22 protein-coding genes are annotated in these 21,597 nt (G+C 65.6%); 20 read left to right on the top strand and 2 right to left on the bottom strand.

The genetic code is table 11. From position 1 onward, the window contains the following. Positions 1-31: 31 nt before the first annotated feature. Both MARPU_RS17190 and MARPU_RS16705 read right to left on the bottom strand, forming a co-directional pair. Complete coding sequence (locus MARPU_RS17190; RefSeq protein ID WP_005225040.1) at positions 32-646, bottom strand: BRCT domain-containing protein; 615 nt, start codon at positions 644-646, stop codon at positions 32-34. Between the two features lie 42 nt (positions 647-688). Continuing rightward, positions 689-1,450 carry a LexA family transcriptional regulator gene (locus tag MARPU_RS16705; RefSeq protein ID WP_025275252.1) on the bottom strand — a complete coding sequence of 254 codons (762 nt, stop codon included), beginning with the start codon at positions 1,448-1,450 and terminating at the stop codon, positions 689-691. A gap of 424 nt (positions 1,451-1,874) precedes the next feature. On the opposite strand from MARPU_RS16705, the gene MARPU_RS09435 reads away from it, so the two are divergent. The 20 genes from MARPU_RS09435 to MARPU_RS09345 all read left to right on the top strand — a co-directional run bounded on the left by MARPU_RS09435 (position 1,875) and on the right by MARPU_RS09345 (position 21,588). Then, positions 1,875-2,054, top strand: coding sequence for a hypothetical protein (locus tag MARPU_RS09435; RefSeq protein ID WP_198015468.1), 180 nt, complete (start codon positions 1,875-1,877; stop codon positions 2,052-2,054). Between the two features lie 545 nt (positions 2,055-2,599). After that, positions 2,600-3,325, top strand: a complete 726-nt coding sequence (locus MARPU_RS16700) for a phage antirepressor N-terminal domain-containing protein (protein ID WP_005225037.1) — start codon at positions 2,600-2,602, stop codon at positions 3,323-3,325. A 374-nt stretch (positions 3,326-3,699) separates the two neighbouring features. After that, positions 3,700-6,096 (top strand): DUF5906 domain-containing protein, encoded by a 2,397-nt coding sequence (locus MARPU_RS09425; RefSeq protein ID WP_051415149.1) that lies wholly within the window; start codon positions 3,700-3,702, stop codon positions 6,094-6,096. 345 nt (positions 6,097-6,441) lie between these two features. Continuing rightward, the gene (locus MARPU_RS17605) at positions 6,442-7,068 is read left to right on the top strand and encodes a hypothetical protein (RefSeq protein ID WP_005225035.1); all 627 of its coding nucleotides are present in this window, start codon (positions 6,442-6,444) and stop codon (positions 7,066-7,068) included. Then, positions 7,065-8,990: a phage terminase large subunit family protein gene (locus MARPU_RS09415; protein ID WP_005225034.1), complete on the top strand. Its 1,926-nt coding sequence runs from the start codon at positions 7,065-7,067 to the stop codon at positions 8,988-8,990. The genes MARPU_RS17605 and MARPU_RS09415 overlap by 4 nt, the downstream gene beginning before the upstream one ends. Continuing rightward, positions 8,987-9,211, top strand: coding sequence for a hypothetical protein (locus tag MARPU_RS09410; RefSeq protein ID WP_005225033.1), 225 nt, complete (start codon positions 8,987-8,989; stop codon positions 9,209-9,211). The genes MARPU_RS09415 and MARPU_RS09410 overlap by 4 nt, the downstream gene beginning before the upstream one ends. Positions 9,212-9,264: 53 nt before the next feature. Then, positions 9,265-9,840, top strand: a complete 576-nt coding sequence (locus tag MARPU_RS09405; RefSeq protein ID WP_005225032.1) for a hypothetical protein — start codon at positions 9,265-9,267, stop codon at positions 9,838-9,840. Continuing rightward, positions 9,837-11,348, top strand: coding sequence for a phage portal protein (locus MARPU_RS09400; RefSeq protein WP_005225031.1), 1,512 nt, complete (start codon positions 9,837-9,839; stop codon positions 11,346-11,348). The genes MARPU_RS09405 and MARPU_RS09400 overlap by 4 nt, the downstream gene beginning before the upstream one ends. Next, positions 11,326-13,221: a phage major capsid protein gene (locus MARPU_RS16695; protein ID WP_005225030.1), complete on the top strand. Its 1,896-nt coding sequence runs from the start codon at positions 11,326-11,328 to the stop codon at positions 13,219-13,221. Before MARPU_RS09400 ends, MARPU_RS16695 begins: the two co-directional genes overlap by 23 nt. A 10-nt stretch (positions 13,222-13,231) precedes the next feature. Then, positions 13,232-13,687, top strand: a complete 456-nt coding sequence (locus MARPU_RS09390) for a hypothetical protein (protein ID WP_005225029.1) — start codon at positions 13,232-13,234, stop codon at positions 13,685-13,687. Positions 13,688-13,691: 4 nt separating this feature from the next. Next, positions 13,692-14,009, top strand: a complete 318-nt coding sequence (locus MARPU_RS09385; protein ID WP_005225028.1) for a head-tail joining protein — start codon at positions 13,692-13,694, stop codon at positions 14,007-14,009. After that, entirely contained in the window at positions 14,006-14,449 is a 444-nt protein-coding gene (locus MARPU_RS09380) for a hypothetical protein (RefSeq protein WP_005225027.1), read from the top strand. The genes MARPU_RS09385 and MARPU_RS09380 overlap by 4 nt, the downstream gene beginning before the upstream one ends. A 3-nt stretch (positions 14,450-14,452) precedes the next feature. Continuing rightward, complete coding sequence (locus MARPU_RS09375; protein WP_005225026.1) at positions 14,453-15,175, top strand: phage tail tube protein; 723 nt, start codon at positions 14,453-14,455, stop codon at positions 15,173-15,175. 15 nt (positions 15,176-15,190) lie between these two features. After that, complete coding sequence (locus MARPU_RS16690; protein ID WP_005225025.1) at positions 15,191-15,766, top strand: hypothetical protein; 576 nt, start codon at positions 15,191-15,193, stop codon at positions 15,764-15,766. Then, on the top strand, positions 15,763-15,918 hold the full coding sequence (gene nrdD, locus MARPU_RS17600) for an anaerobic ribonucleoside-triphosphate reductase (RefSeq protein ID WP_005225024.1): 156 nt from the start codon (positions 15,763-15,765) through the stop codon (positions 15,916-15,918). Before MARPU_RS16690 ends, nrdD begins: the two co-directional genes overlap by 4 nt. Further along, positions 15,918-16,115, top strand: coding sequence for a hypothetical protein (locus tag MARPU_RS09365; RefSeq protein ID WP_005225023.1), 198 nt, complete (start codon positions 15,918-15,920; stop codon positions 16,113-16,115). The genes nrdD and MARPU_RS09365 overlap by 1 nt, the downstream gene beginning before the upstream one ends. A gap of 80 nt (positions 16,116-16,195) precedes the next feature. Then, the gene (locus tag MARPU_RS09360; RefSeq protein WP_005225022.1) at positions 16,196-16,651 is read left to right on the top strand and encodes a hypothetical protein; all 456 of its coding nucleotides are present in this window, start codon (positions 16,196-16,198) and stop codon (positions 16,649-16,651) included. Between the two features lie 272 nt (positions 16,652-16,923). Continuing rightward, complete coding sequence (locus MARPU_RS09355; RefSeq protein WP_198015467.1) at positions 16,924-17,505, top strand: glycoside hydrolase family 19 protein; 582 nt, start codon at positions 16,924-16,926, stop codon at positions 17,503-17,505. Further along, the gene (locus MARPU_RS09350; RefSeq protein ID WP_005225019.1) at positions 17,502-17,909 is read left to right on the top strand and encodes a hypothetical protein; all 408 of its coding nucleotides are present in this window, start codon (positions 17,502-17,504) and stop codon (positions 17,907-17,909) included. The genes MARPU_RS09355 and MARPU_RS09350 overlap by 4 nt, the downstream gene beginning before the upstream one ends. 4 nt (positions 17,910-17,913) lie before the next feature. Then, positions 17,914-21,588, top strand: coding sequence for a phage tail tape measure protein (locus MARPU_RS09345; protein WP_005225018.1), 3,675 nt, complete (start codon positions 17,914-17,916; stop codon positions 21,586-21,588). The last annotated feature ends 9 nt before the right edge of the window (positions 21,589-21,597 follow it).

Genomic DNA, 21,597 nt, shown 5'->3' with positions numbered 1-21,597 from the left:
GGACCTCCCTGTTTGCCTTGCATCGAGGTTGCTACAACCCGGCAGCCTCGATCCAACTTGACTCTGTGATGATGCTGACGGGGATGCCTTGTGATCGGTATTCTGCGGCTTTTTCGATTTTTCGACCAAAGCTTTCATGCGCCCAGCTGTCGGTGACGTATGTTCCGATAACCAGGAAGTTCAACGACTTATTGACACTTTTTGCTATCAGCCCGCCAAGCGCTTCCGTTGCTTCATGGCACTTCTTTCGTGAACCAAAAGCGCAAGTCCCAGTGAAGAGGAAAGACGAGCCCGGTATGATGATTTCTGGCGCTGGGTCGTCGAGTGGGAGTGAGGTCGCTTTTGCTAACTCTCCTACCTCCGGGCGCTCTCCGGCGAAGTGTTGGAGTATGGAGAAAAGCTCTTGCGATTCGTCGTCATCAAGCACGCCGTCTTCGAGCATGCTTGATACCTTTTCGAAAAGGTTCAAGACGATGGGGTTTTCAGCTGCCGACTGGTTGTGGATGAGCCAGCCATGTAGAAAGTCCGCCTCTTCTTGGTTGATTCTGCCGTCCGCAATAAGCCCTTTGCTCAGTCCTATTAGCGTGTCAATTTGCCTGTCGCATATTGCTTTTCTATTGAAACGATCAAGCGTTTTTAAATCCATTTCTCTCTTCCTCTTTTGACCTATCTGTCAAGTCCCCTGGCGTTACACCCCACCCGCGCGCCACACCACGCGCCCGATCACATGCACCTGCCCGTTCTGATCCTCCCGCGGGATGATCTCTTCGGGGTAGCGACCGGCGTTGTCCGAGCGCAGGATCAGTGAGCCGTCGTAGCGCCGGAACAGCCGCTTGACCCGCAGCTCGTGGCCATAGCGGATCGCGTAGACCTGTCCGTCGCGGATGTCGTCGCCGGCCGTGTCGATGTCGATCAGCAGCACGTCGCCGTCGCAGATGCTCGGCTCCATGCTGTCGCCCTTGGCGTAGACCACCACCGCGTTGTTCGGTCGCACCCCGGTCTGGCGTGCCCAGTCGGAGGTGAAGGCCAGCGGCGGGGCCTCTTCCTCTTCGAACACCAGGTTGCCGTTGCCCGCCGAGAAGGCGACGCGGCGGCGCGGGATCAGCACGTACTGCCCCTCGGGCAGGTCCGCCGGGTCGTCCCAGACGACGATCGGGTGGATGACCGTGCCTGTTATGTCAGCGCTCAGGCCTGGGGGCTCGTCGGCGGCGCTGGTCGTGTCGCAGGCCTCCGCGGCCTGATGGCGCTCATCGAGCCAGCCGCGGTTGCAGTTGAGTCGAGCCTCGATCTTGCGCGCGGTACGTTCACCAATGCCTCGCTTCCCCGTCAGCATCTGGTTGATGTAGGCGGGTGCCAGGTCGGCTTTTTCCGCGAGCGCGCGCTGAGATCCGGCCGCGCTCACCAAACGCTTCAGGTTCTGCTGGCGAATCTCTGTGATGTTCTCATGCATGAGTGCGACGTTAGCAATAGCTAACCGTCTAGCAAACGAGCATTTGCTATTGCCGTGGTTTTTAGCATGTGCTATATGTTGCGACATGAGACTCCTGGACTACTACAAATCGCTGCCAACGCCTGAGCGAGAGGCGTTTGCAGAGCGGGTCGGGACAACCCTGGCGTACCTCACGCAACTGGCCTACGGGCATCGGCGTCCCGGGGGGCGGCTGACGCTGGCGATCCTCCGAGAAGCTCATGGGGCGATTGACCCCTCGCCCGATAGCTTCGGTCCACCCCCCCAAGGCGCCCTGCACGATGACGCCGCCGCTGGTCTCGAGTTGGCGGCTGCGCCGGATCCCGTCTTACCGCCTCGACTTCCTACTTGAAGGATCATCGCCATGCCTCACCACTCACCGCTTGATCACGATATCCGCGTCTGGATGACCGAGGACCTGCATCGCTGGGTCTCGTGCGAGGCCGCCGATCAGGACCGCCCGGTCTCGGTCTATGTGCGCCGCCTCATCGAGCGCGAGCGCGAACTCTCTACTGTGAGCATGGATGCTGCGCGCGACATTGACAGGGACGCCGCGAGACGCGGGGGGATGGAGAGGGACGCGTGAGCACGCAACGCACGGCAATCGTGGCTGAGGCGCGGCAGATGATGGCCGAGGGCGCGCCGCTCTATCACATCGCGCAGTGGCTTGCGGTGCCTCGTGGACAGCTCGCGCTCTGGATCGAGTCCATGCCCGCGCCGCGGCGTCAGGGTGATCGGCGACGCCGGGACACGACCATCTCCGACCCTGTGCTCGCCTTGGCGTTGGGGGCGTGGCGACGAGGATGTGGTGCTCGACCTGCTCGGCTATCTGATTCTGCTGCGCGTGGCGCAGCGCTTAGGGCTAGGGCGTGAGGCTTGACGATGGGGATTGCCGTGGGCTACGCTGATTCCGCTGCCCCTCATTGGGTGGCCGGGATTGGCGTCCTGGAAACCGAGCGCGCAGGCGCTCTCACGAAGCGTCTTTTTTTGCGCCCGCAGTTTGCTATGGCGGGTGTCATGGGGGCTCTTCGGAGCGCCGCTCCTCGGTGCGGTTACGCCAACCCTGTGGCATCCGCCACCCTCTCGATTGGCGTCGACGGTGGCGGTTCTCAAGCAACCGAGGATCCCACTATGTCGCAAGACAGTTCCGTCCGCGCGTCCGCGCTTCTGCCCGTCTCCTTCCAAGATCAGACGCTCTACCTCGTCGAGCACGCCGGCGAACCCTTCGTGCCCATGCGCCCCGTGGTCGAGGCGATGGGGATGTCGTGGCAAGGCCAGCACGAGAAGCTCAGAGCCAGATACGCGACCTGCGTCAGGGAAATCCTGACGCAGCTCCCCGACGACACCCAGCGCCGCTCCATGACCTGCCTCCCTCTGCGCAAGCTCGCGGGCTGGCTGATGACCATCCACCCCAACAAGGTCCGCCCCGAGCTGCGTGCGCGCATCCGCGCCTACCAGACCGAGTGCGACGACGTGCTGTGGCACTACTGGTCCCAGCAGCGCGACAGCCGCCCGCCGTTGGAGCCGATCGCGTCCGACCCTGCGCCCAACGATCCCATCACCCAGGACGTGCGCGCCGCCATCGCCCGGCGCGCCCACGCCATCAGCATGCGCCACTACGACCGGATCAGAGACGACCTGGCCGACGCCGTGCGCCGTCACTGCGAGCGCTTCCCCGAGGCCGGGGATCTCATCGAGTACGTCGAGACCGTCGACACCCCCTGCAACGACCTGATCTGCGTCCACCGCTCCGACCTCTGGGCCGTCACCAACAGTGCCATGAGCACCCAGAAGAACATCGCCGACGCCGTTCGCGCTCTTGAAGAGGCGACTGGCCGCGAATGGTACGGACGATGAGGAGGGGGGTGACGATGGAGACCGGCGCACCTTACCAGACCCGCAAACGCCAACGCCCAGGCTGGCCGGCCTGGGCGTTGACTTTCATTCATCTGCCAACGCTGAAAGGAGCAGATCAATGACGATTGAGAGCATAGCATGGGGGTTGCGCCCCGTCTCCCCGTGGAGTGAGGGCGCGCGCTGTTGCGCGGGCGGTGTGCATCTGTTGCATCGACGCTCTGGCGACAGCCGGACGATGGGTCCTTCTCAGACTTCGGTGAAGAGGAGCCCAATGCCGCGGAATTTGGCTAGTGTCCGGTGTCGGCGCATGGTCAGCATCCCAGTCTTTTCAGTAATTTATGCGGGGGCTGACGATGTGGATTAACTCTGAGGAGGTGCGCAGCCAGCTCCTCAGCGCCGGTTTGACTGGCGACCGAGTTGAGCAGCTGGAAGTTGGCAAGATCATTCGCACACAGGTTGAGGATGATCGTGAGAAGCGCGGCTGGTATCTGCTCCACGAGATCCAGAACCGGAATGGCGAGTCGGTGCTGGTCGGTAGCTACGGCATCTGGCGCGGCAACGACAACGGCGCGCGCAAGATCGAGCTCGGTGAGCATGGCAAGCTGAGCGACGAAGAGCGCGAGGCACTCAAGGCCAAGTATCGAGACGATCGCAAGCGTGCCGCCGCGGTGCGTGCCAGGGATGCCGAGCGCGCGGCCCGGCGCGCCGAGCAGATGTGGCGCAAGTGCGAGGCGACCGCGCCCGAGGGGGGCGCAGAGTACCTGACGCGCAAGGGCATCGGCGGCCATGGCGTGCGCTACACCCAGCGCGGCTCGGTCGTCATCCCGATGCACGATGCCAACGGGCGCGTGTATGGGCTGCAATTCCTGCTCTCGCGCACACTGCAGTCCGAGCGCATCCAGCGCACTGGGCGCGACAAGGAATACTGGCCGGCCGGTGTCGCCAAGCAGGGCCACTGGCACCAGATCGGCGCGGTTGGCACTTTGGTGCTGGTGTGCGAGGGCTATGCCACGGGTGCCAGCCTGCATGAGGCCACGCAGTTTCCGGTGGCGGTCGCTTTCGATGCGGGCAATCTGCGCCATGTCGCGCGCGCACTGCGCAAGGCATATCCCCGCACGCGCATCCTCATCTGTGCCGATGATGACTTCGCCACCCAGGGCAATCCGGGCACCACCGCCGCCAGCGCCGCGGCGCTGGAGTGTTCTGGTTCGTGGGTCGCTCCGCGCTTTTCGGTCGATGACCAGGTGCGGGCTCGTGCACGCATTGCCGCCGAGGTCGACTGGTCCGGTTGCGCGGATGATGCGCGCGCTGTTGCACGCGCCATTGTGCGCGACGCCGGGCGCAAGCTCACCGACTACAACGACCTGCACGCTGCCGAGGGCCTGCTCACGGTACGCAGCCAGATCGAGGCGCGACTCACTGAGCTGGGCTGGACCACCGAACAGCGCTCGCCGACCACCACCCCAGGGGGGGAGGGGAGATCTGTCGAGGACTGGCGGTTCGATATCGAGATCCTGATCAATGAATACGCGCTGATCTACGGCACCGATACCGTCTTCGACCATCGTCGCAAACTGATCTTGGGGCTGGGGCCGCTGCGCTCAGCCGCCGGGAAAGGGCTGGTGCGTCAATGGCTCGAACACCCCGATCGCCAGACCGTCTTGCAAGAACAGGTCGGGTTCGACCCTGGGGAATCCGACTCGCAAATTCGCTGCAATCTCTGGGCAGGCTGGCCCTCGCGACCCGAGTCCGGGAGCTGCGAGCGGTTGCTCGAGCTGCTCGAGTATCTCTGCTCCGGCGAGACTCAGGACCCGCATGGGCTGTATCAATGGATCCTCAAATGGATCGCTTATCCGATCCAGCACCCGGGCGCCAAGATGCAGACCGCATTGCTGGTCCACGGCCCCGAAGGCACCGGCAAGAACACCTTCTTTGGTTGCGTGCGCCGCATCTATGGCCGCTATGCCTGCCAGTTCAGCCAAGTCGAGCTGGAATCGAACTTTAACGGCTGGGCCAGTGGCAAGCTGTTCGCCATCGGCAACGAGGTGGTCAGCCGTGCCGAGCTGTATCACATCCAGGGTCGACTCAAGGCGATGGTCACCGAGCCCGAGTGGATCATCAACGAGAAGATGCTCCCGGCGCGCAGCGAGGCCAATCACTGCAATCTGGTCTTCTTCTCCAACCGCATCGACATCGCCAAACTCGACGATGGCGATCGGCGTTACTGCGTCGTCTGGACCCCGCAGGCGCTCCCGGAACACTTCTACCTGGAGGTGTCCGAGGAGATCGCCAACGGCGGCACCGAGGCACTGCACCACCACCTGCTGCATCTCGACTTGGGCGATTTCAGCCCGCACACCAAACCGCCGATGACCCACGCCAAGCGCGACCTGGTCGAGCTGGGCATGGACTCGACCGAGCGCTTTTACCGCGACTGGTCATCCGGCGAGATCGACCCGGATCTGTACCGGCCCTGCACCTCTCATGACCTCTATGACCTGTATCGACTCTGGACCAGACGCGAGGGCATCCCCAAGGCCGCGCAAAAGCAGACCCTGCTCACCGCCATCGGCAAAAAGCCGACTATCCGCAAAGCCGATGAGCGCTACCTCATCGGGCACAACACCAAGCGCGGCATGGTCGTCTTCCCGACCGACCGCCCGATGCCGGACGGAGTCCACCGCCAGCAATGGATTGGTAACCAGATCGAGGCGTTTCGCGCGGCGATGACCGAGGCGCGGCGCTCGTTGGGAGAGCTGGAGGCGGCTTGAGCCGGAGTGTGCCGAGACTTGCCGACACTGCCGAGACCTGTGCCGACACCTTGCCGAGACCTGAAAACGGGTAAAAAAATCGATGAAACAGAGACTTAAGGGTACTTGCCGAGACTGCCGAGACTTCGCCCCTATTAATCACGCGCGCGCGCGCGCGAGGAACAAAGGGTTAGAGCGACACCAAAACACCAAAATGCTTTTAGGTGTCGGCAGTCTCGGCAGTCTCGGCAATACCAAAAAAACGCGTGATAGATTAAAGAGTTATCGCGCGAAGGAGGGCGCCACAAGTCTCGGCATCGGTCTCGGCAACGGCATTCAGGTCTCGGCAACCAGGGGAATTCGCGGATGACCTTGGAAACGCAAGCGCAATTTGCCAAGCGACTGCGACGTGATCGCTCCTATGTCACCCGGCTCAAGCAGGCCGGGCGGCTGGTCATGGTCGATGGGAGAGTCGATGTCGAGGCCAGCATGGAGCGCCTCACCGCCACCCGGGGCCATCGCTTCGATGTCGAAGCGCGCAACGCTGCCTTGCGCGAGGCCAGCCAACCTGACACACCCGAGCCCGCCGACGCCGACGCCGACGCCGACGCCGACGCCGACGCCGACGCCGACCCGGGCACCGATCTGAATCAGCTCAGTGTCGACGAAATCGGGCGCCGCACCCGTCTCGCCCAGATGCGGCAGCACGAAGCCACCGCCCGCATCCGCCAGCGTGAAGAACAGGAACAAGCCGGCGTGTTGGTGCGTCGTGCCAGCGTGCACAAAGCCCTGACCGACGCCAGCCAGGTCATCCTCAACGTCGCCGAAACCCTGCCCGACCGCCTCACCCCCCTGCTGTTGGGGGTGAGCGATGCCAATCAGGTGCGCTCCGTGCTGCGCGGCGAGGTCGAAAGCCTGCTCACCCAGGTCAGCGAGCAGCTCGCCAGCGTCGCCAGCGACCCGCACCCCGCCACCCAGGAGCGCGCCGCATGAGCCTCGATACCGATGGCGCCTGGGCCATGCGCGAACTCTCCAGCCTGTTGCGCCCCAGAGTGCACCTAAGCGTCTCTGAGTGGGCCGACGCCTACCGCCTGCTCAGCCCCAAGGCCTCTTCGGAACCCGGCCCCTGGCGTACCGCACGCACCCCCTATCTGCGCGAGATCATGGACGCCCTGAGTGCCACCTCGGACGTCGAGCGCATCGTGGTCATGAAATCGGCCCAGCTGGGATTGACCGAGGCTGCCGTCAACTGGATCGGCTACATCATGGACCAGGTGCGCACCGCCAAGCCGACCCTCATCGTCGTCCCGACCGATCGCCTGTTGGTGCGCTGGCGCCACCAGCGCCTCAATCCCATGATCGAGGGTGCCGAGTGTCTGCGCAGCAAGATCGACATCAGCAAGAGCCGCGAAGGATCCAATCGCCTCGACCTCATCGACTACCCCGGCGGGCTGCTGTACCTCACCACCGCCGGATCGGCCAGCAACCTCAAGTCCGACTCACTGTGCTATGTCATCTGCGATGAAGCCGACGAATACGCATGGGATGTTGACGGTCGCGGCGATCCGTTGGGCCTGATCGAATCACGCCAATCCAACTTTCCGCGGCGCAAACTGCTGATTTTCTCGACCCCGACCGTCAAAGGCTCCAGCCGGATCGAGGGCGAGTGGGAGCGCTCTGACCAGCGCCGCTACCACGTAGTCTGTCCCCACTGCGGCGAGCGTCAGGCGCTGGTGTGGGAGCACCTGCACTGGAACGCCGATGTCACCCAGGTCTGGTACGCCTGCGCCCACAACGGATGCGTGATCGAGGAGCGCGACAAGCCGGCGCTACTCGCCGGCGGCGAATGGATCGCCACCCATCCTGGACGGCGCGTGCGCGGCTATCATCTCTCCGCCCTCTACGCCCCGCTTGGCCTCGGCTATTCGTGGCGCGAACTCGCCACCCAATGGGTCGAGGCTGCAGACTCCGATGAGCGTCGTCAGCACTTCACCAACGAACGCCTCGGTCTACCCTGGGAGGATCGGCGCACCAATGTCGATCTGCGCGATCTCGCAGCGCGCGCCGAGCCTTACCCGCTGCGCGAAGCCCAGCCCGGCGTCGGGCTCATCACCGCCGGCATCGACACCCAGGACGACCGCCTCGCCGTCCAGATCGTCGGCTGGGGCGAGGGCGGGCGGTGGTGGGTGCTCGACTACATCGAACTGCCCGGCGATCCCGCCCGCCCTGAGGTCTGGATCGCCCTGACCGACCTGCTCGGGCGCGCCATCCACACCGCGCACGGTATCCCCATCCCCCTCGAGGGCGCCGCCATCGATATGGCCGGGCACAACACCGAGCACGTCAAGGCCTACGTGCGCGGGTGCCGCCTGCCACGCGTGATCGCCATCACCGGCAGCCGCTACCGCCTCGACCGCCCGCTTGGTCCGGCGCGCAAGATCGACCACCGCGCCAATGGCCAGACCATCAAGCATGGCATGCGCTATCACCAGGTCGGCACCGAGCTTGCCAAAGACCGCCTCTATGCCGACCTGCGCGCCGATGCCGACCAACCCCCGCCGGATCGCCGCGCGCACTTCAGCCAGGACCTGCCGCCCGAGTATTTGGCTGGCCTGCTCTCCGAGACTTGGAATCCCAAACGCCAGCGCTATGAGCCCAAGCGCGGTATGACCAAGCGCAACGAGCCGCTGGACACCTGGGTCTATGCCTACGCCGTCGCCCATCATCCGGAGATTCGACTTGATCGACTGCGCCCGAGCGACTGGGAGCGGCGGGTGACGCGGTTTTTTGGGTCTGAATCCAAGCCTGAATCGTCCCCCTCCAAACCAGCATCAGAACCACAGCCAATGCGTCCCGTGGCCGCTCCGCCTTCGCCGCCCCGCCGCTCCAACTTCGTCCAGGGCTGGAAGCGATGACGTTCGCGGAGCTGGCTGAAATTCTCCACCGCGAACTGGGCGCGGACGCCGACCGCGTCCTGACCCTGATCTGTCACGAGTGCGCGGGTGAATCGCTCTACATTCCACGCCGTGCCCGGCGTCCAGAGATCCTGCCCCACGATACCCCGCAGACGCTCCAGGCGCGCTATCAGGTCAGCCGCGCCACGGCCTACAGCTGGGTCAACAACTGGCGTCGCTAATTTGTCCAGTTTTCCCCTGAAAATTGGACAGCGACCTGTGGATCATGACGTCCATGACAGTCGCGATCCGCACCATCGAGCCGACCCAAGCCCGCGCCGGGGACACCTGGCGCTGGCAGCGTGCGCTGCCCGACTCCCCCGCGCCCACCTGGACCCTGAGCTACACCCTGTTCGCGGCCAGCGGTATCGTTAGCTTCCAGTCCACGGCGGCTGGCACCGAACACTGCATTCACCTCACCCCCGAGATCACCGCCGGTTACGCCGCCGGACGCTATGACTGGGTCGCCCACGTCAGCGATGGCACCGACCGCTACCAGGTCGGCGCCGGCGTCATCCAGATCCTGCCCGACCTCAACGCTGCCGCCAGTTACGACGGGCGCAGCCATGCCCGCAAAGTCCTCGATGCCATCGACGCCCTGATCGAGCGGCGCTCCACAGCGGGTGATGTCGATCTGGTCAGCGTTGCCTCCGGTGACAAGAACATCGCGCGCAGCCTGCCCGAACTGCTCAAGCTCCGTGACCGCTATGCCGCGATGGTGGCGCAGGAGGAACGCGCCGCCGCTGTCGCGCGCGGCGAGGCCCTGGGCGCCTTCGGCGGGCAACTGGTCCAGGTGAGATTCCGCGCATGAGTCAGCCGGCCAAGATCATCCCTATGCACCAGTCTCGGCAGTGGAACGCGGCCAAATTCTCCGCCCAGCACGCCGACTGGAACGTCGCCAGCCGCCCGGTCGACGTCGATATCCGTCACGGCCTCAGCCTGCTGCGTGCCCGCGCCCGCGAGCTGTACCAGAACTCCGATCACGCGCGCGGCTTTGTGCGGATCGTGCGCAACAACATCGTCGGCGCCCCTGGCTTCGTCCTCCAGTCGCGCGCCAAGCGCGCCAACGGCAAGCCGGATCAACGCCTACGCGCTGCGGTCGAGCGTGAATGGGAAGCCTGGGGGCGGCGCGGAATCTGTGAGGCGTCCCGCAAGTTCTCCTGGCGCCAACTCCAACGTCACGTCGTCGAGACCGTCGCGCGCGACGGTGAGGCCTTCGTCCGCCTTCTCCCCAAGGGCTTCAACCGCTGGCAGCTCGCCCTCCAGGTCATCGATCCCGAAGCGGTCGACGTCAACTTCAATGGCGAACACGAGGGCCGTGAAATCCGCATGGGCGTCGAGCTGGACGAGTGGCGCGCCCCGGTCGCGTACTGGATCGTCGCCGAATCGCGTCTGTATCAGTCCAGCTATCGGGTCGGCGATCGCTACCGCGTCCCCGCCGATGAAATGATCCACATCTACATGCCCGAATTCTTCTGGCAGACGCGCGGTGTGCCGTGGATGGCCACGGCGGCCAGTCGCCTGCACATGATCCAGGGCACCGAGGACGCCGAGGTCACAGCCAGCCGAGCGAGCGCAGCCAAGTTCGCGGCCTACGAGGCCAAAGAGTTCGCACCACAGCCACAGCCGGCGCCTGGCTCGCCCCTGGTCGGAGTGGACGGACAGCCGCTCAACGGAGACCCAGGGTGCTTCGCCCAAGACCTCGCGCCCGGTTCGATGGAAGTGGTGCCGTGGGGCTACGAGCTCAAACTGCTTGACCCGCAACACCCCAACAGCGCCATGCCCGAGTTCCTCAAGTGGGGATTGCGCTCGGTCTCTACGGGCTTAGGGGTCAGCTACAACACGCTCGGCAACGACGCCGAGGGCGTCAACTACACCTCACTTCGGTTCTTCCTCGGCGTCGAACGCGATCACTGGATGGAGGGCCAGGACTGGTTCCAGTCCGAGTTCCCTGATGTGGTCTTCACCGCCTGGATGGATCACCAGATCCAGCTCGGCACCTTCGGCGACCGCCGGGGCCGCGAGCTGGAGTTGTTCAACATCCAATGGCAGCCGCGGCGCTGGGAAGGGCCGGACCCAGCCAAGCAGGCCAGCGCCGACGAGACCGAACTGGCCAACGGCTCCACCACCCTGCACGACATTGCCGCGCGCAAGGGCCGCGACTTCGACGACCTGGTCAGTCAGCGCATCACCGAGCTGTCCGACATCAAAGCCAAGGCCGAGGCCGCCGGCCTGACCTTGTCTGACGTTCTGCCCGCCTTGGCGGCCAAGAGCTGCCTCACCACGAGCCGCCCCGATGCCAACGATGACACGCCTTAAGCCTGCCGACCTGATCGGCAAACAGTCCTCGCGCGAGGCCCGGATCGATCTCGGCCTGGGCTTGCGCGCCATCGACGAAGACGCACGCACGGTAGAGATCTCCTTCAGCTCCGAAGCACCGGTCGAACGCTGGTGGGGCCGTGAGATCCTCGACCACAGCCCTGAAGCCGTGCGCCTGGAGCGCTTGCTCGATGGTGCCCCTCTGCTACTCGACCACGACACCAGCCAGCAGGTCGGCGTGATCGAGTCCGCGCGCATCGATAGCGACCGCATTGGCCGCGCCCAGGTGCGCTTCTCGCGCAGCGCCAAGGGTGAGGAAGTGTTTCAGGACGTGCGCGACGGCATTCGCACCAAAGCCAGTGTCGGCTACCTGATCCATGAGCTGGTCCTCGAACACTCCAGCGACGAAGACGGCGACACCTACCGCATCACCGACTGGGAGCCACTCGAGGCAAGTCTCGTCTCCATTCCCGCAGACCCCGCAGTCGGCGTCGGCCGATCCCTTTCACCTTCACCGGAGCGTCCCATGGACAAAGAACCCGAGGCCCCGGTCGCCGAGCACCAAGAGACCCGCGAAGCGGCCCCCGTCGTAGCCGAGTCGGAAGCCATCCCGGCTTGCGCTGCCCCGATCAATCCCGATGCCGAGCAGATCCGCGCCGTCGGCGCTCACTTCAGGGCTCGCGAACTGGCCGAAGACCACATCATGCTCGGCGGCACGCTCGCCGAGTTCCGCGCCCAGATGCGTGCACGTACCGAGAAGCCCGATCCGGTGCCCTCCGTGGCGCGAGTCGAATCGCGCGTGCCCCACACCGGCCAACTGCGCGCGTATCGCCCCGAGCTGTTCCACGGCGGTCGCCGCGAAGCCGAGGAGACCGCTTATCGTGCTGGTCAGTGGTGCCTGGCCACCATGTTTGGCCGCGCCGACGCCGCGCGCTGGTGCCGTGACTACGGCGTCCAGCTCAATGAGCGCGTCCTCACCGGCCTGGGTGCTGGTCAGTCCGTCGTCATCCCCGACGAGCTGGTGCTGCCGATCATCAGCCTGCGCGAGCAGTACGGTCTGGCGCGGCGCCTGTGCACCGTGCATAGCATGACCACTGACACCGCCAGCGTGCCGCGCGACATTGGCGACGTGTCGGCGTACTTCGTCGGGCGCGAACAGGCCCCGAGCGTCACCGATCCGGCCTTCGACAACGTCACACTGGTGGCCAAGAACGTCGCCGCCGAGACGCGCATCTCCAACGACTACGCCGACGACAGCGCCATCAATCTGGCCGAGTTCGTGGCTGAGAAGCACGCACGCGCCTTCGCGATCAAGGAGGACGAGTGCCTCATCAACGGCAACGGCTCCAGCACCTACGGCGGCATCGTCGGCCTGCGCACCGCCATCCTCGAGCTGGCCGGCGCGGTCGACGCCGCCAGCGGGCATGACACTTTCGCCGCGATCGACGCTTCGGATCTGCGCGCACTGATGGCGAAGCTTCCCGACCTGCCCGGGCTCCAGCCGGTATGGCTGACCTCGAAGCCCGGCCAGAACCTGCTGTTCGGCCGCTTGACCGACGCCGCTGGCGGCAACACCAAGCGCGAACTGTCGGTCAAGATGCCCGACCAGTGGGCCGGGTACGACATCCTCACCAGCCCGGCCATGCCCAAGGTCGCGACCGATCTCTCGAACGTGGCGATGGTGCTGTTCGGCGACTTCCGCATGGGCGTCATCTTCGGCGATCGGCGCGGAATGACCATGATGGTCGACCCTTACAGCCTGTCGAGCTACCAGCAGACGAAGATCATTTCGTCCGAGCGTTTCGACATCAATTGCCATGGCGTTGGTGATGCGACCAATGCTGGCCCCATCGTCGCCCTGATCGGCGAATAAGGAGACCTCTATGCTCGACGCCAACAACTTCAAGCTGGTCTCGGTCACGCCTCCGGCCGCCATCATCGACGCCGCATCGGCCACCACTGCCGAGGTCGACACCAAGGGCTGGGAGCATGCGCGCATCATCGCCTATCTCGGCGCGACCGATGTGGCGATGTCCGCGCTCAAGGTTACGGAGTCCGACACCAGCGGTTCCGGTCACGCCGATGTCCCCGGCCTGGTCTACGGCACCTCGACCGACATCGCCGGATCGACCTCGGCGCTGCCCACCGCCGACGCCGACAACACGTTCTTCGTCTTCGACCTCGATCTGCGCGGGCGCAAACGCTACCTCGACGTCATCGCTACCTGTGGCGACGGTAGCACCGGTACCTTCCTCACCATCTGGGCCGAGCTGTACCGGGGCGATGTCGCACCGCACACCGTTGCCGGGCATGGCGCGGGCGGGATGCTGAAGCGCTGATGCCATGAGCCTCGTTGACGACGTTCTCAGCTCGGCGGCGCCCTCGCTGCTCTCAGCGCTCGGCGACGCCGCCGAGTATCGCCCAGGCGGCACCGGTGAGCCGATCGCGCTGCGGGCCATCGACAGCCCCGAGGCCCAGTCCGTGGGCCAGTCGGGGTTCGTCGAGCTGCGTCACGAGATCAGCATCGAGCGCACCGCCGTCACCGCTCCCGCGCGCGGCGATAGCCTCACCTTCACCGCGCGCGGCGAGACCTTCCTCGTCCAGCACAGCGAGCCGGACGGCCCCTTCTGGCGCCTGATCGTCCGGCAGGGGGGCGCATGAGCACTCAGGCGCAGCGCATCCTCGACCAGCTCGTCGTCTGGCTCGAAGAGATCCAGACCGCCAACGGCTACCACACTGATGCCGGCCTGGAGGTGCGTACCGAGCAAGACCGCAATGACGCGCCGCTCGAACCCTGTCTGCTGCTGCTTGACGAGGACGCCAGCTACAACCCCGCGACCAGCGGACGGCGCGGCACCTGGAGCCAGACCTACACCATCGAGGCTCTGGTCCACGACGACGGCGCCGGGCGCCGACTGGCCCGAGAGGTACTCGCCGACATCCATCGCGCCCTCAGCCGGCGCCTGACCGACTGGCCCCCGACCGCCGGCGTCTCTTCTATGCGCGAGAGCACGCGTGAGATCCCGCGCCGCCCCAGCGACTCCGATTGGCTGACGCCCAGCGTCACCATCGATATCGACTTCGTAGACAAAGAGGATTGACCCATGAGCGGACTGCTGCTCGCCGTAGACGCCTACTTCGATCGCTTCGACGCCAACGGCGCCGCCGCCGGCTTCATGGATGCGATCAACGTCCCCAAGCTCAACATCACCCAGCCCGATCCCGACACCATCCAGCGCATCAGCTATATGCGCTCGACCAAGGGCCAGGCGCTCGACTCCTACCTCTCGCCCAAGCCGCTCGAGATCGAGTTCGAGACCGACGAATGCGCTCCCGACATCCTGTCCATGGCGCTGCTGGGCGTGCCCGCCAACTACGCCCAGGCCGAGGGCACCGCCCAGGAGATCACCATTGCCGCCATCCAGGATAAATGGGTGGCCGTCGGCAAGAACAATCTCACCGCGTTCGCCGTCACCGGCAAGACCGCTGGCACCGACTACGAGATCAACATGGAGGCCGGGCTGTTCAAGTCGTTGACCATCGTTGATAGCGAAGTGACCGCCACTGCCAGTTGGCCCGCGCGCGCCGGCTCCACCATCGTCGCCGGCACCAACACCGTGCTTCAGGTCGGCATTCACGGTCACGGCATCAACCTGTTCAACAGCCAGCAGATCGAGATCGAGATCTTCCAGGCCAACATCTCGCCAACCGGTGGCATCAGCTTCATCACCGCAGATCCGGCGGTGCTGGCCTTCAAGGGCACACTGATCACCCCGAGCGGCAAGTCCGGTCCCTACCAGCTCACGCTGCACTCGGCGGCGAGCTAATCGGAGTCGATCACCATGTCCGCCGAGCGCCTGGTTCTCACCATCGACACTCAGGGTACGCTGGAGCGCCTGGAGCGCCAACTGGCGGCCATGCCCGAGGGGGTCGAGCGCGCGCGGCGTCGAGCACTGCGCAAGCTCTCGACCTGGGTCCGGCGCCAAGTCCTGCGTGAGGCGGCCAAGGCCGCCGGCATTACGCAGAAGGTGCTCACCACACTACTGCGCTACCGGACCACCCAGACCGCCGATCAGCTCTCGATCTGGATCGGCACCAACGCCATCAAGGCTCACCACCTCGGCACCGTGCGCTGGACACGCCGGATGCAGGGGGCGCGCGTGTCCAAACGGCTGTTCCCCGGCTCCTGGTCCTGGCCCAACAGTCGCCGCATGGCCGGGCTGGTTGCCCAGCGCAGCGGTGTATTTGGGCGCAATAAAAATCCGCAGCTCGAAAAGATCGAAGTCGTGGACGTCCCCGTTCACGCCCTGGTCTTCAATCGGCTCCAGGCCATGAAACCCGAGATCGACGCCCGCTTCCAGCGGCTCCTGCTCCAGGAGTTGAACTACGCCCTCAACGTGGAGGCTGCCCGCGCATGAACGCCACCCCCATCCCAGAACTCAAGCCCGAAGAGCGCCAATCCTGCGAGGTCTGGAGCCGCGTCATGGGCTACCACCGCCCGGTATCGATGTGGAACGCGGGCAAACAGCGCGAGCACCGCGACCGCAAGCTGTTCAAGGAGCTTCACTGATGAATCTGCTGATTTCCCAACTCATCACCGCCTTGATGACCCACCTGGCGCCCAACGTCGCCAAGCTGGCCGTGCGGGCCGTCCTCGACGTCGTCGAGCAGGCGATCAAGGACTCCAACACCAAAACGGATGACGCCATCCTGCTGCCGATCGTCCGCGCCATCCGCGAGACCTACGAGCTGGAATCCCAATCGTGAAATCCGTGATTGTTTTGCTGGCCATCTTCGATGCGGCCCGGCCCAGCTCGCACTATCACTGATGGCCTAAGGAGTAGCGCGTGACGGATACAGACCCCAAATGCACCGCGGATCCAGTTCCTGGCTGCGCGCAGTCGAAATTACTCACCGAACACAGTGAATCCCTCGACAAAGCGCACATGAAACTGCGCGCGCACGGGGTGGACATCGAGCACCTGAAGATTCAGACCGGGCAAGCGCTCGCGCGGATCGAAGAAGTCGAGAAGTCGCAGACCGATTATCAGCGTGCCCTGATCCGAATCGACGGGCAACTCTCGAATGTCTCGAGTCGAATCGAGACGGTCGATGCGACGTCGACTGCGACACATTCGCTCCTCGTGAGACACGTCGCAGACGGCATTTCGCACGAAGAGCGGCTGCAGAAGCGACTGATCAAGCTCACCGGAGCCGTCGGGGCCATTCTCGTCCTGCTTGCGCTGATCCATTCGGCGGGCAATGCACAGTTTTGGTCATTGATCACGGGATTCATCGGATGACGGACGCGCGGATTGAAATCATCACCGACGCCTATCTGGAGCAGCTCCATGACTGATCGCGTGCTCTGCCGCCACTACCACCCGCTGCGCTATGCACGCGCCTGTGGCGCCGGGTATCGCGCCCCGCGCGATTGCGTCGGCTGTGGCCGCTATGACGCCGATCGCTTAACCGGTCACGACGACCACCAGACCCGCCTGAGAGCCTGGGAGAGGGCTGTCGAGGATCGGAGACCATCTCTGTGAAAATCGACCGTCGTGCATTTTTTGATGGGATGCGCCGCCGGTTCGGCGGACGACTGACGCAACAGCAGGTCGATGGCACTGAGGCGCTACTGGCCGCCATCGAGTGCGAGCCGGGCATCCTGTGCACCCAGGCCGCCTACATTCTGGCTACAGCTTGGCATGAGACCGCGCGCACCATGCAGCCGGTGCGCGAGACCCTGGCCGACTCGGACGGCGAGGCCATTCGCCGCCTCGACCGTGCCTGGGCTGCCGGGCGGCTGCCCCAGGTCAGCCGCCCCTACTGGCGCCGCGATGCCGATGGGCAGACCTGGCTCGGACGCGGCCATGTACAGCTCACCCACCGCACCAACTACGCGCGCGCCTCCGAGCTGGTCGGCGTCGACCTACTCGCCGATCCGAGCCGCGCCATGGACCCGGCGATTTCGGCCACGATCCTGGTGCGCGGCGCACTCATGGGCCTGTTCACCGGCCATCGCCTGGCCAACTACCTGACTCCGATGACGGCCGACTACATCGGTGCCCGGCGCGTCATCAACGGCAGAGACCGCGCGCGCGACATCGCCGCCTATGCCCACTTGTTCGAGCGCACGCTCAAGAAGGCCGCCGCGTGATTCTCACCCGCACCGACACTGCCGCCGCGATCGAGCTGCCCGACGACCTCTACTGGGAGGACGAGCACATCTCGCCCATCGCCCAGAGCATCGAGCCGAGCCTCACCGGTGCGGCCCTGATCCAGGAGGCCGCGCGCCAATGGCGCCCGATGACGCTTCGCCCCTGGAAGGATGACGCCTCCTGGATCACCCGCGCCACGCTCGACACGCTCCTGGCCTGGGCCAGTGTCCCCGGCCTCAGCATGTCCATGACCCGGCTCGGTGTCACGCATGCGGTGCGTTGGCATCACAGCGGCACCGCCATCGAGCGCACCCCAGTCTCCTACTGGGTCAACGATACCGCCGATTCGGATGAGGAGCCCCAGTACCGTGCCACTCTGCGTTTTCTGATTTTGGAGGAGTAGGGCGGTGGCGACCAATAATCTGGCGGTCAAAATTCTGATCAACGCCAAGGACCAGGCGTCGTCAGTCATCGACAGCGTCGCCAACAAGTGGACTGCCTTTGGTGCCGCGCTGGCCAGTTTTGCCGGCGCCAAATTCCTCGGCGGTGCCATCGACGAGGCGGCAACATTCGAGGAGGCGCTCGACAAGATCCAGGCGCGCACCGGCGCCACCGCCGAGGAGATGGGGCGGCTGCGCGATGCGGCCATGGAGGCCGGCTCCACCACATCATTCACTGCCACCGAGGCCGCCCAAGGTCTGGAGATCCTCGGCGCTGCGGGCCTCAACGCCGCCGACTCCATCGCCACCCTGCCGAGTGTGCTCGCGCTCGCCAAGGGCGAGGGCATCGAGCTGGCCAATGCCGCCGGGCTCATCACTGACGCGGTGAGCATCATGGGGCTGTCCTATGAGGACAGTGCGCGCGCCACCGATGTGATGGTGAGCGCGGCCAACTTGGCCAACACCACGGCCACGCAGCTCGGTGAAGCGCTCAAATATGCGGGCGGCGAGGCGCGCGGCGCGGGGATGTCTCTGGAGGAGACCGCCGCCGTGCTCGACGCGCTCGCACAAAGCGGCATCCGCGGCGAGCAGGCCGGCACCATGCTGCGCAATATCCTCGGCCAGCTCGGCGACCCCGCGAGCAAAGCCCGCCAGGAGCTGGCTGAGTTGGGCATCACCACGGGCGATCTGGGTGCGGCCATCGACGGCATTGCAGCTGCCGGCCCGCGCGGCGCCGATGCGATGCGCGCCTTCGGCGTCGAGGCCGGCCCTGGCGTGCGTGCGCTGGTGAGCGAGGGCAGCGCGGGAATTCGCGAGTACACCGCGAAATTGAATGCGGCGTCCGGCGCGGCGCAACAGTCCGCCTCGGTCATGGGCGGCAACCTCAATGGGGCCCTGGCCGCGCTCGGATCCGCCTGGGACTCGCTGCGCATTCAGCTCGTCGAGCCCCTGCTGGAGCCGGTTAGGCTCCAGGTCGAGGCGTTTGCGAAGAGTCTCGCCAACTTCACCAAAACCTCGCAGTTCGAGAGCATGAAGTCCGCGCTGGTGAGCGGCTTCAAGGCCATCACCGCGCAGATTCAGGCATTCTTGAACGCCGTCGATTGGGGGGCGCTCGCTCAGCGCGTGAGTGCATCGCTGTCGAGTATGGACACGACGCTCAAGGCCTGGGCCGCGAACGCGCAGAAAACCACGGCGGCAGTCGGTGTGGCCTTCAGCTCGGTCAGCACCGGGATTGCCACCATTGAAGCTGCCTTCTATGGACTCGCCGGCGCCGGCTCGCTCGCCTTCGAGAAGTTGCTCGACGGCCTTTCGGCGCTGGTCGAGAGTCAGTCCAAAATCACCTTCGGCCCGTTGAAAGCCGCGCTGGAGGCAACTGCCAAGGAAATCAGCCATATTGCCGACAGCTTCGGTGCCGCTGCCGATGCCAATTTCGGACGGGCCGAGACGGCCATGGCGCGCGTCGAGGCGCGTGCTGAGACGCTGCGTGCACAATGGCAGCGGCTCAATGAGCAGAGCGCGCAAACCGCGTTCGGCGTCTCCGCGCTGGCCGAGGCGCAGGAGCAGGCCACGCCATCGCCTGAGCTGATTGCCGCGCAAGAGGCGCAGACCGCCGCACTCGGGCTCTACAACTCGGCGTTGGCCGAGGCGCAATCAGGCAATGCCGATGCCGGCCTGTCTCTGGTGGCGCTCGGTCAGGATGTGGCCGAGGCGCAGGCCCGTGTGGACCAGCTCGCCGCTGCGGCGAGTTCGGGCGGCACCGATCTGCGCGCCTTGGGCACTGAGGCACAGGCGGCGGCCAGCGACACGGAACTCGCCGCCACGCGTCAACAGGCGGCGATGGATGAAACCTCGGCCTCGATCACGGCCATGCGAGCCGAGTACAAGCGGCTCATTGAGGCGGGCGACGCACAGGGCGCCGCCGAGGCGCTCCAGGCCATCGAGGCGCTCAAGCAAGGCGCCACTGATGGTGCTGTGGCCACCGAGACCGCCGCCGCCCGCGTGGCCAGCGCGTTTTCGGCCATGGGGATCGACTCGCAGGCCGCGCTGGACCAAGCCGCTGACAACGCCCGCCAGAACTTCGAGACTATCTCGGGCGCGGCCAACGCAACCGCAGAGGATACGCGCCGCGCCTTCGAGGCCTACGCCAGGACGGCGCTCAAGGCGTCTGCGGACAGCAGCGAGGCGAAACAGGCTGAAGTCGATGCGATGCTCCAGGCGCAGGCCGCCGCGCTCGGGCTGCTGGATGTGTACCAACAGCTCAATGGGACGGCGGCCGAGTCAGCGCAGAAAGCAAACCAGTCCATCGCATCGAAACAAGCTGAAGCCGCGGCTCTGCAAGCGCTGAAAGAGGCCAGCGAAGACGCGGCGGAAAAAACAGAGGAATTGGGCGCCTCGACCGAGCAGACCGGTGGCATTGCCGCATGGATGGCTGCAGTCATCAATTCGACGATGGATGATCTGCGCCAGTACAGCGCCGCTGCCGCCGATGCCGTGCAGGCGATCCTCGACAGCGTGGACAGCTGGAACAACAAGATCGCGACCATCCGTCAGCTCGACACCAGTAGCCTGTTCGATACCAGCGCCACCGCCGAGGCGCAGCGCGAGATGGCGGCGCTGGGCGCGGCCGCCGAGTCCGCCCGGTCCGAGATCAATGCGCTCGACAAGGCCCAGCGTGGCGCCTTCAACTACCTCGGTCCCTTCTGGGGCGGCATCCAGGCGATCAAGGAGGTTGAGCTTGCCGCCATTGAGGCGGAGCGGCGCATGCTCGGCATGGAGATCGCTGCCGCTGAGCTCGGGGATGCGCTGGGCGATCTGCAGCGTCAACTCGATGACGGCGGCATCAGCACCAGTGAATTCGTGGATGCTGCCGAGCGGCTCGAGTTCCAGTTCCAGCGCCTCGACGACGAGGATCTGGAGGGGCTGCGCGACGCGATCCGCGCGGCCAAGGAAGAGATGGCCGACTTCACCGAGTCAGCCCAGGCCGGGCTGCGCGATCTGCAGGCCGAGTGGGCCGAGCTCAACGGCCAGCAGCTCGAGGCGCTGCTTTTGGAGCAGGAGGCGCAACGCCTGGAGATCGAGATGGCGCTCGCCGAGGCCAAGCGCGACGGCAACACCGAGGCGATCCGCGCGCTCGAGGACCAGCTCGACATGCTCGAACGGATCCAGGCCGTCGAGCGCGAGCGCGCCGCCGAGGCCGAGGCCCAGGCCGCGATCGAGGCGGCGGAGGCCGAGGCCGAGGAGGCCGCGCGGCGCGCCGCGCTGAGCGATGCCGAGCGCGCCCATGAGGACAGCATCGCCGCGCTCGAGGCGCGGCTGCTCGAGGCGGTGCGCGCCCAGGACCAGGCGCTCGAGGACGCCCTGGCCGCGCAGATCGCCGCCGAGCGACAGCGCCACGAGGAGACCCTGGCCAACCTCGAGGCCGAGTCCGCGGCGCGCGCGAGCACCGATGCGGCAAGCACCGCCGGCACGACCTCGGGCGCGGCGGGGGCGACGGGCACGGCGAGCGCGAGCCGCGCGATCGACGTACGTCTGAGCGTCAACGGCGCATCCGGTGGCACCGTCAGCGTCGCCGACGCGGCCAGCGCCGATACCCTCGAGGCCTTCCTCGCCTCACTCGAAACCGCCGCCGCCGTGGCGGCCTGAGGCCCTACC

The organism is Marichromatium purpuratum 984 (assembly GCF_000224005.2).
Lineage (GTDB): Bacteria > Pseudomonadota > Gammaproteobacteria > Chromatiales > Chromatiaceae > Marichromatium > Marichromatium purpuratum.
This window is presented reverse-complemented; position numbering and strand designations above follow the sequence as displayed.